This window comes from Novipirellula sp. (assembly GCF_041583735.1).
GTDB lineage: Bacteria > Planctomycetota > Planctomycetia > Pirellulales > Pirellulaceae > Novipirellula.
The window spans coordinates 1-16,312 of the sequence record NZ_JBFHFD010000129.1 but is presented as its reverse complement, the minus strand read 5'-3'; the positions used below and the strand labels follow the sequence as shown (position 1 = coordinate 16,312).

Annotated in this window: 12 protein-coding genes; 6 read left to right on the top strand and 6 right to left on the bottom strand. The window is 54.1% G+C overall.

Going from position 1 to position 16,312, the window contains the following annotated elements; translation table 11 throughout:
• Positions 1-2,748, bottom strand: a 2,748-nt coding sequence (pepN, locus tag ABX962_RS12135) for an aminopeptidase N (RefSeq protein WP_372719709.1), incomplete at its 3' end; no start/stop codon positions are given.
• 286 nt (positions 2,749-3,034) lie between these two features.
• On the opposite strand from pepN, the gene ABX962_RS12130 reads away from it, so the two are divergent.
• Positions 3,035-4,663, top strand: a complete 1,629-nt coding sequence (locus ABX962_RS12130; protein WP_372719707.1) for an arylsulfatase — start codon at positions 3,035-3,037, stop codon at positions 4,661-4,663.
• 198 nt (positions 4,664-4,861) lie between these two features.
• Here ABX962_RS12130 and ABX962_RS12125 read toward each other — a convergent pair whose 3' ends face one another.
• From ABX962_RS12125 to ABX962_RS12115, 3 genes are all read right to left on the bottom strand, one after another.
• Complete coding sequence (locus tag ABX962_RS12125; protein WP_372719705.1) at positions 4,862-6,316, bottom strand: sulfatase; 1,455 nt, start codon at positions 6,314-6,316, stop codon at positions 4,862-4,864.
• A 623-nt stretch (positions 6,317-6,939) separates the two neighbouring features.
• The gene (locus ABX962_RS12120; RefSeq protein WP_372719703.1) at positions 6,940-7,782 is read right to left on the bottom strand and encodes a hypothetical protein; all 843 of its coding nucleotides are present in this window, start codon (positions 7,780-7,782) and stop codon (positions 6,940-6,942) included.
• Between the two features lie 347 nt (positions 7,783-8,129).
• Positions 8,130-8,363 (bottom strand): hypothetical protein, encoded by a 234-nt coding sequence (locus ABX962_RS12115; protein ID WP_372719701.1) that lies wholly within the window; start codon positions 8,361-8,363, stop codon positions 8,130-8,132.
• A 62-nt stretch (positions 8,364-8,425) separates the two neighbouring features.
• On the opposite strand from ABX962_RS12115, the gene ABX962_RS12110 reads away from it, so the two are divergent.
• Positions 8,426-9,598, top strand: coding sequence for a zinc-dependent alcohol dehydrogenase (locus ABX962_RS12110; RefSeq protein WP_372719699.1), 1,173 nt, complete (start codon positions 8,426-8,428; stop codon positions 9,596-9,598).
• Between the two features lie 93 nt (positions 9,599-9,691).
• On the opposite strand, the gene ABX962_RS12105 is transcribed toward ABX962_RS12110, so the two are convergent.
• Positions 9,692-11,035: a DUF1552 domain-containing protein gene (locus tag ABX962_RS12105; protein ID WP_372719698.1), complete on the bottom strand. Its 1,344-nt coding sequence runs from the start codon at positions 11,033-11,035 to the stop codon at positions 9,692-9,694.
• 66 nt (positions 11,036-11,101) lie between these two features.
• Positions 11,102-13,141: a DUF1592 domain-containing protein gene (locus tag ABX962_RS12100; RefSeq protein WP_372719696.1), complete on the bottom strand. Its 2,040-nt coding sequence runs from the start codon at positions 13,139-13,141 to the stop codon at positions 11,102-11,104.
• Positions 13,142-13,599: 458 nt separating this feature from the next.
• Between ABX962_RS12100 and ABX962_RS12095 the strand changes: the two genes are divergently transcribed.
• From ABX962_RS12095 to ABX962_RS12080, 4 genes are all read left to right on the top strand, one after another.
• The gene (locus tag ABX962_RS12095) at positions 13,600-14,697 is read left to right on the top strand and encodes a putative zinc-binding metallopeptidase (RefSeq protein WP_372719694.1); all 1,098 of its coding nucleotides are present in this window, start codon (positions 13,600-13,602) and stop codon (positions 14,695-14,697) included.
• 2 nt (positions 14,698-14,699) lie between these two features.
• Positions 14,700-15,542 (top strand): transglutaminase family protein, encoded by an 843-nt coding sequence (locus tag ABX962_RS12090; RefSeq protein ID WP_372719692.1) that lies wholly within the window; start codon positions 14,700-14,702, stop codon positions 15,540-15,542.
• Between the two features lie 46 nt (positions 15,543-15,588).
• Positions 15,589-15,801 (top strand): hypothetical protein, encoded by a 213-nt coding sequence (locus ABX962_RS12085; RefSeq protein WP_372719690.1) that lies wholly within the window; start codon positions 15,589-15,591, stop codon positions 15,799-15,801.
• A gap of 137 nt (positions 15,802-15,938) precedes the next feature.
• The coding region (locus ABX962_RS12080) for an FAD-dependent oxidoreductase (protein WP_372719688.1) at positions 15,939-16,312 on the top strand (374 nt) is incomplete at its 3' end.

The following is a 16,312-nucleotide window of genomic DNA, read 5'->3' as shown; positions in this document are numbered from 1 at the left end:
TTCAGCGATCCGCTTCAGCTCGTTTTGCATTTGCGTTTGTCGTGATTCGTCAAACCGGCGGTAGCTGTTGAAAGCCGCGACCAAGCGAGCTGCCAACTGCGGGTTGGCCGATTCGATTTTCAGGACGTAATCGGCTAACAACTTGTAACCGGCTCCGTCGGCTTGGTGAAAACGGACTTGGTTTTGCGTGAACGCTCCGATCAGCGAGCGAACGCGGTTCGGATTATCGACGCTAAAGTCGGGATGTGTCGTCAACCGCTTGACCTGCTCGATCGTATCCTCGCGACTCGAAACCGCTTGAACGGCAAACCATTTGTCGATCACCAACGGGTCAGATTGGTATTTCTTGTAGAACGCAGCGAGTGCCTCATCCCGAGCCGGAACATCCAAGTTTGCCAACAGCGATAATGCGGCTTGCTTGTCGGTCATGTTGTCGGCCTGATCAAATTGACCGGTAACCAAAGACACCGACTCGGATGTATCCAGTGCTGACAAATAGGCCAACACGACGTTCTTCAAACGGCGACGATTGATTGAATGTTGATCATTCTTGTAGGCGCCGTCCGCCGCCAGATCGTTGTAAAGGGCCGTCAATTCGGATTGAAAGGACTGAGCGAGTTGCTTTCGGTAGAATTGGCGAGCGGTATGCAGCGAATCGGGATCGATCACGTCCATTTCTTGTCCCAGTACGCTTTCGCGAGGCAACGTCAACGCGAGTGCTTTGAAGGCTTCATCAACGGAGTCGTCACGGAGGACGCGGCCAAACGCGTCACGAAATTGACCTGACAACTCGAGATTTCCGCCCTCGCTGATCACGTTGGCTGCATCGATCAGCAATTTTGTCGCCAGCGTTTGGCCAGCATCCCAACGATTGAACGAATCGGTGTCATGAGCCATCAAGAACGCAAGTTCCGCTTCGCTACGCTGCATTCGCAAGCGAACCGGTGCCGAGAATCCTCGCAAGACGGAGGCGATTGGCTTTGCGGTCAGACCGCCGAACGTGAAAGACTCGGATTCCGATTGCAGCATCACAACGCCGCCGTGCTGTTCGATCTCTTCGCCACTTTCGGCATCCAACAATCCGACACGCACCGGCAAAGGCACCGGTTTTCGGTCCACGGTACCAGGATTGCCACCGGGCAGCGGTGGATAGGATTGCGTCATCGTCAGCGTGTATTCGCCCTTCGCACCGTCCCAGGCTTCGGTGACGGTCAACTCCGGCGTTCCGGCTTGCGAGTACCAACGATCAAATAAATCGAAATTGACATCGTTGGCGTCGGCCATCGCGGCGCGGAAATCGTCACACGTGACCGCCGAGTTATCGTGTCGCTCGAAATACAAGTCCATACCACGACGGAAACCTTCGGCACCCAGGATCGTGTGGTACATCCGAATGATCTCGGCACCTTTGCGATAGACCGTTGCGGTATAAAAGTTGTCCATCGAGATATAGGATTCAGGCCGAATCGGGTGTGCCATTGGTCCGCTGTCTTCGACAAACTGGCCGGCTCGCAATCCCGACACGTCATCGATCCGTTTGACTGCAGCTGAGGTTTGATCGGCCGTGAATTGCTGGTCGCGAAACACCGTCAAGCCTTCCTTGAGCGTCAATTGGAACCAATCGCGACAGGTGACACGATTGCCGGTCCAATTGTGAAAGTACTCGTGAGCGATCACGGCCTCGATCAACATGTAATCTTCGTCGGTCGCCGTATCAGGAAGTGCCAGCACGTATTTGGAATTAAAGACGTTCAGTCCCTTATTTTCCATCGCGCCCATGTTGAAGTCGTTCACGGCCACGATCATGTAGATATCCAGGTCGTACTCGAGTCCGAAAACGTCCTCGTCCCACTTCATCGATTTCTGCAGCGACACCAATGCGTGTTCGCACTTGTCGATGTTTTGTGGTTCGACCCAGATTTCCAGTGCGACGTCTCGGCCGCTGCGGGTAGTGAAGGTGCCTCGGTGGCATTTCAGATTACCGGCGACGAGTGCGAACAGGTAACTCGGTTTGGGAAATGGATCTTCCCACACAACTTCATGCCGCCCGTCGTCAAGCGTTCGCTGCGAAACTCGGTTGCCGTTGGAAAGCATCACGGGACAAGATTGCTTGTCGCCTCGGATTGTCACACGGTACGTCGTCATCACGTCGGGACGATCTAGGAAATAAGTGATCCGGCGAAAACCAACCGCTTCACACTGAGTGCAATAATTGCCAGAGGTTTGATACAGCCCCGAAAGCGATTTGTTGGTCACTGGCGAAACCAGAACCTTCGTTTCGATGACGCACGACTCGGGCAAATCCAGCAGCGTCATCCCATCGGCGCGCAGCTGATATTGCGTTTCGTCCAGCCGTTTGCCATCGACCGCCACAGATTGGAGTTTTAGATTTTCACCGGCCAGATCCAGCTTGCTCGAGGATTGCTCGGGGTTGCGACGCACCGAGATGCGGGCCGTTACCAAGGTTTCACGAGGATCGAGATCGAAGTCGAGTTCGACGTTTTCGATCCAATAGGTGGGGGGCTGGTAGTCGCTGCGAAGGACTGGCTGAATCGATTGCGTGGCGGTCAACGAATTAGGCTCCGGCGATTGAGTGGTTTGCGAACGCTGTATTTGAGCCGAAATTGCGGGTGTAGGACCAGCCCCGTTGAAAAATGCCGTCGTCGTGACCGCGGGGTTGATTGTTTTGCTTGGCGGTAACCTTCTATACTGGTCCTCACGCACCCATTCGCATTCGCCAAGTTTCATCGATTCATGACCAACGACACGAAAAAAGACGAACCTAAGCCGCCGCGGCCTGCCTGCCCTGTTTGTGGCGGGACAATGATCGAGATTCGGGCTAAACTGCAATGCTCACGCTGTCACACCATCTGTGAAACCTGCTGCGAAGGCGGCCCCGGTTGAGTCGAATGACGAGCGATTGGCGCTGGTGCGCGATCGAAGTTGCCTCGTCATAGCGATTGTGATCAAAGACGATGGGATCGCGGCAGCGATGGATGTTGATCGACTTAAACTCTCGAAGTGATTACTTGCTATGAATCGAACGATTTGCACCCTGATTTCCGCGGTCGGATTCCTGTTAGCCGCCGCGTCGCCACTGCAGGCGAAACGTCCCAACATCGTGTTTATCTTGGCAGATGATTCGGGCTACAGCGACGTCGGTTGCTATGGTGGCGAGATCGCGACGCCGCATCTGGATGCACTTGCGGAAAACGGACTTCGCTTCACTCAGTTCTATAACACCGCTCGCTGCTGGCCGACGCGTGCTGCGTTGATGACCGGGTTTTATGCTCAACAAGTCCACCGCGATGCGTTACCCAAACTGGGCGGTGGTGGCCGTGGCGTGCGTCAGTCGTGGGCGAAACTGATTCCCGAATATTTGGAGCCTCACGGTTATCGCAGCTACCACAGTGGCAAATGGCATATCGACGGCAAGGTGCTCGATGCGGGATTCGATCGATCCTACTGCGTCAATAACCAAGGCAACTTCTTTACCGACAAGGGCAACTTGGTCGACGATGTTCCGGTGAAAGTGCCCGCGGACGAAACGGGGTATTACACCACCACTGCGACTGCGGACCATGCGATCGAATGTTTGAAAGATCATCAAACGAATTTCACTGAACAGCCTTTCTTTCACTACATCGCATTCATCTCGCCGCACTTTCCTCTGCATGCATTGCCCGAGGATATTGAGCGTTACCGTGACCGTTATTTGGATGGTTGGGATGCGATGCGCGCACAACGGTTCGCAAAACAACAGCAACTCGGTTTGTTGGACACCACACTTTCCGCCTTGGAACCCGAGGTCGGTCCTCCTTACGCGTTTCCCGAAGCGATTAAAGAACTGGGGGCGGGCGAGATCGATCGTCCGATCCCTTGGGATCAATTGAGCGAAGAACAAAAGCGATTCCAAGCCACCAAGATGGCAATCCACGCCGCCATGGTCGATCGGATGGATCAAGAAATCGGACGCGTGGTCGATCAGTTGCGTGCGATGGGAGAACTCGACAACACATTGTTGTTTTATGCATCGGATAACGGCGCGAGTGCAGAGATCATGATTCGAAACGGCGGTCATGATCCCAATGCCGATCCCGGTTCGGCGGCCACCTACCTGTGTCTTGGGCCTGGGTTCTCGAGTGCGTGTAACACTCCCTTTCGGCGGCACAAAACTTGGGTTCACGAGGGCGGCACTGGCACGCCGCTGATTGTGCATTGGCCGGACGGGATCGCGGATCGAGGCGAGCTAAGGCATACGCCGTCGCATGTGATCGATATCTTGCCCACGATTTTAGATGTCGCGGATATCAAAATCCCAGAGGACGAATCAACGAAGGAACGCCCCGAATTCCCCGGCAAGAGTCTCGCAGTGGCGCTGAAGGACGACGTCACCATTGAGCGAAATGCATTGTGGTGGTTACACGATGGCAATCGTGCCATTCGCAGCGGTGACTGGAAACTCGTTGCGGCCTCGGGACAACCGTGGGAACTTTACGACATGAAAACCGATCGCGCCGAATCGAACAATTTGATCTCGCAAATGCCAGAGCAAGCCCAGGCATTGGAAGCTCAGTGGAATGCCTTGCTTGATCAGTTCAGCGAGCTGGCGAAAAAGTCGTCGGACGAGCAAAGTGCGAAAAAGCGAAACGCCAAGCGTTAAAAAGCGACGAGGACCGATCGGTTTTCGCTCGCCCTGCACATGGAAACTCATCGGATGTGCATCTAGCGGTGCGGCGCCCGCCCGGTCGAAATCGAACGTTTTTCACGCTGCAACCGGACGGTTTGCGCCGTACCGCACCCAGAGTCGACGGCACTTGACGCTCGCCATGGGACGTCGCTGCCGCGATTGACCAGCGGCTTATTTCGATGCGGCAACCTGTTTTCGCCATACCGGTCGTGCGTTTGCGGTGATTTCGTCATTGACCTTGTGCATGCGTTTCTTCAGCCTGGCGATGATCTCGGGGTGGCTGTCCTTCAGGTTTTTCTGTTCGCCAATGTCGTCGGCCAAATTAAACAGAAACACCTGTGGCTCGGACGAAACGTTCTTTTGGTTGTTTCGTTTGCGTGGCGCTTTTTCGAGGTATTTCCAATCGCCCTTGCGGATGCCTTGCAAATCACCATGTGAAGAATAGAAAAGCAATTCATCGCGTGGTGATGTGTCGCTGGTAAAGGTCGACGAGATATCAAATCCGTCGATCGTGTTGCCCGCCTCGGGAAGCGGGGTGCCAGCAAGTGCCGCAATCGTCGGCAGCAAATCCAGAGTTGATGTGAATGCGTCGGTGGAAGTGCCAGCAGGAATGCGGCCAGGTCCCCACATCACACACGGCACCCGTTGGCCACCTTCGAACGTCGTTCCTTTGCCTTCACGCAAGGGGCCTGCGTTGCCGCCGTGATTCTTGAATTGCAACCACGGTCCGTTATCACTTGTGTAGATGATGTAAGTCTCCTTGGCCAGATCCAGTTCACGCACCGTGTCGGCGATGCGGCCGACTTCGGCATCGATGTGTTCAATCACACACTTGTAAGCGTTAGCGGGATTCGGATCGTACGCATCCTCAGGAACATAAAGCGGAATGTGCGGCATCGAATGCGGCAGGTACAAAAAGAAAGGCTTCTCTTTGTTCGCAGTGATGAACTCGATCGCTCGGTCGGTGTACCGCCGCGTGATGGTGCGTTGGTCGACGGGGACTTCGATGATCTCTTCGTTTTGAACAAGCGGCGTCTTCCACATCGTGACCGCACTGGCTTGATCCTTCCAAAGTGTGTCCGATGGCAACCGCGGTTTTCCCTTGTTATCGGGATGATTCATGTCGTTGGAATAGGGGATGCCAAAATAGGAATCAAACCCGTTCGCACGAGGCAGCGTTTCGGGGTGATGCCCCAGATGCCATTTGCCAACGCACGCGGTCGCATAACCTTGACTGCCCAAATGATCCGCGATCGTGTATTCCGCGGGATTCAACCCATGGTTGCTTTGCGGAAACAACACATGCTGGTGCAATCCAACACGTTTTGGATAGCTGCCGGTCAACAGTGCGGCACGCGATGGTGAACAGACCGAGCAAGCGGTATAGAAACTCTTGTAGGTGCGGCCTTCTGCTGCCAAGCGGTCAATGTTTGGCGTTTTGATTGTCTCGGAACCAAAGCAACCAAGATCGCCGTAGCCTTGATCATCGGTGAAGATGATGATGAAGTTGGGTTGCTCGGCAGCGTCGGCATGGCGGGGGCAGTACGCAAGCAATGCGGTCAGTGCAAGCAAAGCGAAGTTGACGCGAGATAAGAAGAATAGAGGCACAAAGGTGTTTTGTTTCATGGGAACGTATCGAGGGCAAGATCGCCAAAATAGGGAGAGGGGAGGGACTAAACGCAGAAGGGCTAGTTTAGCTGAAAGTTTTGCTGGCTGCACAATCGCCCTCGCCACGCCAGCGGAAATTCGCGGACCGATTGCCCAATGCAGTCTCCTTCGGGGAGCGGCACGCCGCGAGCCGTCCGGTCGGAGCGAGAAAAAACCTACGATTTCCGCCGGGCGATGCCGCCGTGGCCTGCCGACCGACGAAGGCGAGTGTTGATATAGTAGCAAGCGAGTAGGCCGGAGGCCGAAACGTCACTTGCCGTTGGCGTGAGCCAACGGTTTAGAGGCGACTGATCGCCGTAAGGCCGGAGGCCGACACTCTGACGCCACCGGTCGAGGGAGTGTCGGCCGGCGGCCTATAATCAGTGCAAATAGATCAGCAGTTATGGAATTCGGGTGAGGGGGCGACCACGCTATCGACCGCACACCTCCGATGCAATGGCGTTGTCATTAACGAGTGAGACGCTCGGTCAGCTTGGTGAAGTAGCGATCGGGCGCAATGCTACAAAAACTAACCTGGTTTTGGACGAAAGTAGATCGCACTGCGCATCAGGGGATGACCGCAACCTTTCTCTAAGCAAACGCTACTTTTTGATTGCCACGAGTCCCTGTTTTTCATCGGGGCGTGCTAAGTGCAGCGTTCCCATGCAGCGGCCGTTCGCGGTTTTCGGGCCGAGGGCGTACAGCATCTGGTTCGGTGCGATTCCGACAATCCCCAGGCTGCAATTGAAATGGTAGCGTCCAATCATGTTGAACTCGGCATCGGTCTTCAACAGCGTTGATGGAGCCCCGTAGCAACCAAACCACCACGCACCATCGTGAAACGTCGCGGTTTGAATCCCAAGCTGAGTCCACTTGCTATCGATCACATGCTTTTGGACAAACTGAAAATCGGCGTCGTATTCATAAACATAATTTTCTTGCACGCCGTCGGGCAGTCCTCCGACCACAAAGAAATGTTCATCGGAAATTCCAATTCCTCCCGCGCCATGAAAGACTTCTTGGACTTCATGCTTCGAGACTAAGTCAAGCGAATCCGCGTCGTAAACATAGACCCACGAATCAGCATTGCCTTGAGGATGATTGAATTGGCCAAGGTTCACCGCGACGTAAATGCGGCCATTGTGAAAACAGAGGTCTCCGTGATGGTTAGGGACCGCGACCTGTTTTAGCACCTTTCCATCGCGATCGGTTTTCACCAGTTGTGTTGTGAATGACCAATAGATGGCGTCCTGGTGATTCGTGCAGACGCCTTGCAGGTGATGGGCGTAATCGCCTTCACATTTCACTTCGCTAAATGGCGTTTGCTGCGAACTCGGGTCGCTACCGCTGACAACGCTGTTGCCGATCGCAACCGCGGTGCAAAACAAGGTGATGAGCAGACGAGACAGCCGAAAGAGATTCGCGGAGGAAATTGTAGCAGGCATGTTGGGATTGAATCGGTGTGAGGCGAAAGGCGGGCATTCACTGTGGAGATGATCGATCATTCGGTCACCTGTTTTAAACGAAGTGTAGCGAATGAGATTCGTAGCGGCGAGTTGCAACGTCGGCTATAGGGGCGCGCGGACCGCAAACATCGCTTCCTATCCGCCCCCCCCATGTCCGAGATGTCGACGACATGGCAACAAGACACTGCTGAACAAACACCATAAAAAGGCGGCTTTTACGGCGGTTTCTCCACAGTTGACTGCCGTTATCGAGCCGTGCACAGCAATGCGGATCGGAATGTGCGATCGCATGCAGTGAGCGAATGAAGATTGGATCAAATTTGTCATCACTTGGCTTCATCTTGACGCCCACCGCTTCCACATCGTTTTGATCGCACAGCGACCACGATGAACGAGCGTGTTCCAGTGCGGTGACGTTTGGCATCGGCGATGCGGTCTTCAGGCCCGGTTCCATTGGGCAATTCACAAATGGAATGACCTTTGCGTTGCTCGGGATCTAAGTGGTGACGCTCGACGAGTCCCGGCCGACGGGGATGCACACGACGGCACCGCGGAATCATATGTAGTTCAACAATCAAACACTCGCGAGATTGCCAATCGCGGTGCCACGGGGAGAAATAAGATGAAAGCGCTTTGCTGGCACGGACGACATGACGTTCGTGTAGACAATGTTGATGACCCGAAAATCGAAGACCCTCGCGACGTGATTGTGAAGATCACATCATCTGGGATCTGTGGCAGCGACCTGCACTTGTACAACGGCTACATGCCGACCATGAAAGCGGGGGACATCATCGGTCACGAACCGATGGGAGAGATTGTGGAACTGGGCAACGCGATTACCAAATTTAAGAAAGGCGATCGTGTGGTGGTTCCCTTCACGATTTCGTGTGGCTCCTGTTTTTTCTGCCAACGCGATTTGTTTTCGCTGTGTGACGAATCGAACCCCAACGCGGCACAGGCCGCCGAAGTCTTGGGGCAATCCCCTGCCGGTTTGTTTGGTTTCTCGCATATGTTAGGCGGGTTTGCCGGCGGGCAAGCCGAATACTTGCGAGTCCCCTATGCGGACGTCGGACCGATCAAAGTGCCTGAAGGAATCGACGATGATCAGGTCGTGTTTCTGTCGGACATTTTTCCAACCGGATACATGGCCGCGGAAAACTGCGGTATCGAACCGGGTGACACGGTCGCCGTGTGGGGCTGTGGTCCGGTCGCCCAATTTGCGATCCAGAGTGCATGGATGTTGGGTGCCGGCCGTGTGATCGCGATTGACCGAGTGCCCGAGCGATTGGAGCTAGCGAAATCAAAAGGACGCGCCGAAGTCATTCATTTTGAAAAAGAAAATGTCTACGAGAAACTGATGGAGATGACATCGGGACGAGGTCCGGATCGTTGTATCGACGCGGTCGGAGCGGAATCGCATGCCGCCGGCAGTGTTCGGGAAACCGTGGATGATCTCCGCGAAGCCGCGCACGTGCCGGCGAATCACCCTTATTCGCTTGCCGAAGCGATCAAGTGTTGTCGCAAGGGAGGGACCGTGTCGGTGCCGGGCGTTTATACCGACAATTTGAACGGCATGCCGATGAGCGCGGTGATGAACAAAGCGCTGACCATCAAGAGTGGTCAAACGCATATGCAGCATTACATGGAACCGCTGCTGAAGCGGATTGTTGACGACGGTTTCGATCCGTCGTTCATCATCACGCATCGAGCAAAACTCGAAGATGCCCCCGACCTGTACAAAACGTTCGAGGCCCGCGAAGACGGCTGCATCAAAGTGGTGCTAAAGCCGTAGGTCCCTACCGGAAAATAGCCGTCACAACTGTATTGCCGCTAAACGGCCACACGTGTTAGCTGTCCACGATCGTGATGGACTTTGAGCTTGCCACTACGAGCTGATTTCGGACAATGGGCCGGTGCTGTCGCCGAACGATTCAACTTCCACGCCGTTAACGTCCAGCATCGAATGATAGAGGTTGCACAGCGGCATGTCTTTGTAAGCAATGTGACGCCCGCTTTGGATGTTGCCACCACCGCGGCCGGCAACCAAGATCGGCAAATTATCGGGGTCATGGCGGTTGCCATCGGAGATGCTCGATCCGAACATGATCATTGAATTGTCCAGCAGTGTTGATTCGCCTTCTTGAATGCCTTTCATTTTCTTCAGCAACGTTGCGAACTGCTCGACGTGCCAACGGTTGATTTGTTGGTACTGGTCGATCTTGGCATCCTTGTTCTCGTGATGGCTCATCTCATGATGCCCACCTTTGACGCCATCAAGAAACGAGAAGTTGCGTCCCGAGACGTCATTGGCAAACATAAACGATGCGACTCGCGTGGAATCCGTTTGAAATGCCAAAACCATCAAATCCAACATCACGTCAATGTGTTCCCGAAAATCATTAGGAACCCCGGGACGTCGACGGGCAATCTCGGCGGGATCGATACTCGGTTCCCATTCACGGTCCTGCCCTCGAGTGGCAAATTCAATGCGTCGCTCGACCGCACGGACGGCTTCGAGATATTCGTCCATTTTGAATTGGTCATCGCGGCCCAACCGTCCGCGGACGCGCTTGGCATCGTCGAGTACGTAATCCAGCAAATTCTGGTACGACTCGGCCTCCGATTGCGACGTGTTTGCATCGCGACCAAACAAACGGTCGTAGACGATGCGCGGATTCATCTCTTTCGCAACTGGCCGATTGGGGGTTTCCCACGAGATGTACGAGCCATACAGACGGGTATAGCCGACGTTGCTGTCGATTCCTGAGATCACCGGTTCGGTCGCCAATTCAAGCGAAGCGATCGGCGTCTTGCCTTTGAATTGCTTGGCGATCAATTGGTCTACCGAGATACCGCCGCTGCTGATGTCCTTGCTGGTGGTCTTGGTGACCGGCATTCCGGTCAAGAAATTCGCGGTCTTTGCGTAGTGACCGTCACCACCATGGCTGTTCTTTTTATCAAGTCCGCTTAAAACCAACACATCGCCGCGAACATCCGCAAGTGGTTCGAGCGATGGCGTTAACGTGTAGTCGCTGCCCTCCGTCTCGGGCACCCAAGCCTTCTCCCAAACCCCGTTAGGGAAATACAAAAATGCAGTCCGCAGCGGCGGTTTGCTACTCATTTTATCGGTCGCAGCACGAACCGATGATGGCAACGCGGAATGCATCCACGGTAGCGCCAACGAAACTCCCATGCCTTTTAGAAAGCGGCGACGTGAGGCGTTATTCATCGGAAACCTTGTCGGATCGTAGGGATTTATTGGCAGAGAGATGTGTTACAAACAAAGAGGGGACGACTATTTTGTGTCGACCGAGGCTTTGAAAAAACGATGTTGAAATGGGTAGCTTAAGCAAATCGTCTCGATCAAGATCGCTGCATGGTCATCTTGTGATTTTAGTTGCGTTAAACACTCGGCTACCACGCAATCATCAAATTTGCTAAGCGAACGTCCCAACGCAAATCCGAGTAGTTTTTTAACAAAGTGCTTACGGAATTCATCTGCTCGCTTAGCCACCAACGACTTCAGTTCCGCCGGACCACTAAATGTCTGTCCCGACGGCAAGCGGCCGCTGGCGTCAATCGGGCTTTCCCCATCCATCGTACGCCATCGTCCCAGCGCATCAAAGTTTTCAAGCCCGAAACCAAGTGGGTCCATCCGGTTGTGACACGATGCACAGGCTGGGTTTTTGCGGTGCAGTTCAAGCTGTTCTCGAAGCGTGGCGTGCTCGCCTTCGTCGTTGGCTTCCTCCAGAGGCGGTACACCGGGAGGCGGCGGTGGCACCGGAGAACCGATCACTTCGCTCAGAATCCACTGGCCTCGCAACACCGGACTGGTACGACGCGAGTGCGATGTTTTGACCAACACCGCGCCGAGCGTCATCACGCCGCCGCGACGTCCGTCTTCGACTTGAATTCGCTTCCACTCGAACGCGTTACCGGATTTCGATTTGGCGAAATCCTCCGCGGCTTCGGTCAATCCGTAATGCTCAGCAAGCCGTTGATTAATGATCACATGATTACCATCGATCAAATCCAATAGCCGCCGATTTTGTTGGAAGATATCGCTGACAAACGACGTCGCTTCGTGTTGCATGTCCCCAAGCATCGCATTGTCAAAATCGGGAAAGATCTCTTGATCGGGCGTTTTTGATTTTAGATCGGTTAGTCCCAACCACTGCAGCCCGAAATTCTCGCCAAGCCGGTTGGACCGTTCATCGGCCAACATCCGGGCCACTTGGCTTTTGACCACGTCGTCGTGAAGGATCTCGCCCGAATCGGCAAGCTGCGACAACTCGTCGTCCGGAATGGACGACCAAAGGAATAACGACAAACGCATCGCCAACTCGTGGGCCGTCAAACGTTGGACACCCCCTTCGGGTGATTCTTTTTCGACGACGAACAGGAAATTCGGCGACAACAAGATTGCCTTGAGTGGTTGTGAGACCGCGTCGACGAGGGACGTGTCATGGGATTTTGCTCGCTCGACCGCCGCATCATACAACGTCATCAATCGTTCAATTTCGTCGCCGGTGATGGGCCGCCGCCACGCTCGGCGAGCAAACTGACGAACGATTTCTTGAGTGGATTTTCGAGCCGACGAAGCGTCAGCCGTATCGGGCGTTTCGCCGATTGGGTGGGTGGAAAGCCACTGGTGCGACGCCCAGTCGGCAGCACGCAAATAGCTTTCCAGATGAATTGGTGACAAAAACAATGAATCACCGTTGGTGTCAAAGCCTTCGCCACCACTGCCATCGGACGGCAGACTGATCGAATCCGGCAGCGGAGCATCGACGAGATCTTCAATCGCATAACGATACTCGCTACGCGTCAATCGCCGTGACATCACGTTGCCGCGGTACCATTTCTGAGTCGCCTCGGATGCCAATTCATCGCACAGTTTTTGTTTAGGCCGAGCATCGAACCAGGCAAGGATCAATTGCTTTTGCTCGGCAGTGAATGGTTCACTGTCTTCGGGCGGCATCTCACCCAACTCAATTCGCTTGACGATCCGTTCAAACGAATCGCGATGCTTGATCGCCATCTTGCCGTCGGTGAATTGGGCGATGTTAAACTCGCCCTCCGCATCCTTTTCGCCATGACAATCCAAGCAGTGAGATTTCATTAGTGGCAGAATGGTCGCTTCGTAAGCCTGACTCCAATCCGTTTCGGATTGTTCCGCCGCGACCGACGTCGTGATCAAACAGAGCAAGACCAAGAAACATTGGCAACGAGCGGGATAAAACGCCGCTCGGCTCGATTTCGCGGAGCGAACCCACGCAGTGGCGCGTCGTGCTGGCTTGCACAGATTCGGTGAAGTTGGCGTAGACCGAGCCATCGTAGGATCACACCAGTGGATTATCGGAGGGAGGGAGAGGAAAGCGTTCGAAGGATCGATACACTTGGCGGGGTGTTGCATTGTAATCGGTTTGTCACGCCAGCAACACGTCACTTAAGAGCACCGCTAAGGCTGGGGGGATGATCCGATCGCGTTGGCGGGCACCAGATTTTAGACAGCGGATATTAAAACCCAAATCGATTTATAAAAGCGATCAATCGTTTTGCCTCATTTCTCACCGGGTTGGCGCAGTCTTTGCTCTTCGGATCTTTGCTTTTTCGTTCGACAATCGAAATTGCTTACACCAGGATTCCAAACTTTCGAGTAATCCTTTGAATGGCAAAACCCAAGTCTAAAATCGCAATTATTTCTGCAGATGCCCCGTTGCTCGCGGCTATCCGTAGCGTCGCTGTCTCAGCCCGTTTTCGTCCGTTCGGCCTTCGGGGTGGCGATTTCACATGGGGTGGTCGCGAATTAACCATGTTGCTCGGCGAGATAGCGGGTCATTCCGATGTGGTGCGATCGTGAAAACAGGCAAGTGTCGCTGTGGAAGTCGCATTTTTTTCAACAATCATCGTTGCCTTTCCTGTCATGCGCCGCTTGGACGTTGTACAGCGTGTGGTTCACTGACAAGTTTTTTAGAAGATAAACCGTCTTGGATTTGCGATTCGTGTCAGTGCGTGGTGCATGCCTGCACGAACCAATCGCACGGCGTATGTCATTCGTTCAATTCACTAGCCAACACACTCTGCCGCTTTTGCGAATTCACGAGTCTGATTCCACCGTTAAATCAACCTGAAAGTGTGCGTCGTTGGGCGACGATGGAATCCGCTAAACGTCGATTGCTGTTGCAGCTCGAAGAACTCAACTTGCCACCTTTCATCGATGGGGTGCAACAATCGCATCCATTGAGCTTCGAGTTCCTCGAAAATTCCATCGATATTCAAGGGCAAACAACGAAGGTCACCACCGGACATGAGAACGGATTGATCACGATCAACTTAGCGGAAGCAGACAGTGTCCATCGCGAGCGACTGCGAGTTGAACTTGGCGAGCCTCACCGTACCCTAATCGGCCACATGCGACATGAGATCGGGCACTACATCGATTGGTCGTGGGCATCGCGTGTGGCCTATGAGCAATACCAACAATTATTTGGTGATCCTGGAGCGGCCGATTATAGCGAAGCGATGAAAAGGCACTACGACCAAGGCCCGCCATCGAATTGGGCCAACAGCTTTGTCAGTGCCTATGCAACGATGCACCCATGGGAAGATTTTGCCGAAACGGTAAACGCCTACCTCGACATCATCGCCATTGCGACCACCGCGATGGAACTTGGACGTTGTGAATTTGATCTATCTGCCGACGCGAATGCAGAGGAACTCGTTTTGTCCGTGCTGGAGATCGTCATCGAAGTGAACGAATACAATTTCGATCTGGGGCTGAAGTCGTTGCTTCCAGAACAAATTCCCCCTGCCGTTTTAGACAAACTAGCCTACGTCCACGCATTGCGTAACAGGAAACTTTCCCCCACTCTTCAACCAGAGTCTTAACGATGAACCAGATCCTTGTTGGCAGCCGAATCAATTACACGGTCAATTCGCCCACTACTTTTCTACTGAACGTCTCCGTCGCAAAGAACGAACATCAGTCGACGACGAATGAGTCGATCGAAATTTACCCCTATCACAAAGTGGAGGAGTGCGCCGTCGGACCGCTCGGCAATCATTTGCTGCGAATGACGGCTGACCCTGGTGAACTGACGATTCAGTATCAGGCCACCGTCGAGCTTCATGCAAGCGAAGTCGATTCGACTGATTTGTGCGAGGTTGACTACGAGAATCTTCCCGCCGACGTGCTGAGCTTCCTCAACCCGAGCCGCTACTGTGAATCCGATAAGTTATATCGTTTTGCTGGAGAAGAGTTTGGCGAGCTGGTTCCTGGTTACTCGCGAGTGACCGCAATTTGCAACTGGACTTACGAGCATTTGACCTACACGCCTGGCAGCACTGGCCCGACAACCACTGCCTGTGACGTGTTGTTACAGCGAACCGGTGTGTGCCGCGACTATGCCCATGTCGCCATCAGTCTCTGTCGTGCGATGGGAATCCCGGCTCGTTACGTTTCTGGGTATGCCGTCAAATTGCAACCGCCAGACTTTCACGGATTCTTTGAAGCCTACCTCAGTGGAGAATGGTTTTTGTTCGACGCGACCAGACTTGCCCCAGTCGGGGGCTTTGTTCGCATCGGCACAGGCCGCGATGCCGCCGATGTTGCTTTTGCGACACTTCGCGGAGACGCCCAGAGCACGGGAATGGAAGTGTGGGCGAACGGTCAAGACGCGAACGACCACTTGTTGGACCCCGAGAACGTTGTAACCGCAGTTAGCTCGGCTTAACTTTAATTCTCGGCCTAGCCCAGATCTTGAGTTTCCCGATGCGTGAATGGTTGAAGTTCCGCGATTTAATACAAACACGTGGCGTAAGCCAGTGAATGGCTGGATTCTGGTGCGGATTGCTCTGGTTGCCGCCAAGCCACGATCGCACTTGCTTGCGCTTCGTGCTCATATTTCGTTGGCAAAATTGTTCGTGGTCGCCAAACAACACACCTTCAAAACCAACGCATTGGGCACGCGATTATTGCCGGCAGCATCGTAAGTCTGGCCAACATTTAGGTTCGGGTTTCGTATAGTCTATATAGCCTAGTAAGACGGATCTGTTTCCCACGCAGCGATTTGCGCAACAGGAGTTCGGTCGCCAGGCTGTGAGGATATCCCCAATTGGATGAAACCAAAATGAACTTAAAATCTTCGTCGCGTCGTGCTTTTCTGCAATCGGCTGCTGGTGGTGTTATTGTTTCCGCATCGCTGACGTCGCCGGATACTGACGCCGCCGCGAGCGAGGCGATTCGCGTGGCGAACCCTGTCAGCGGCGATGTTTTGCAAACGCAGGGGATGTTATCCGCCGACCGCCGACAACTAATCGAACAACAGCGGGCGATCCCCGTTGCGGGAACAACCGATGTCTTAGTCTGCGGAGGTGGCCCTGCCGGGATCGCCGCTGCCATCGCGGCCGCTCGCGCCGGCGCATCGGTGCAACTGATCGAGGTCGCCGGATGTTTGGGCGGTGTCTGGACCGCAGGGCTGCTGACCAAAATCCTTGATGCCGA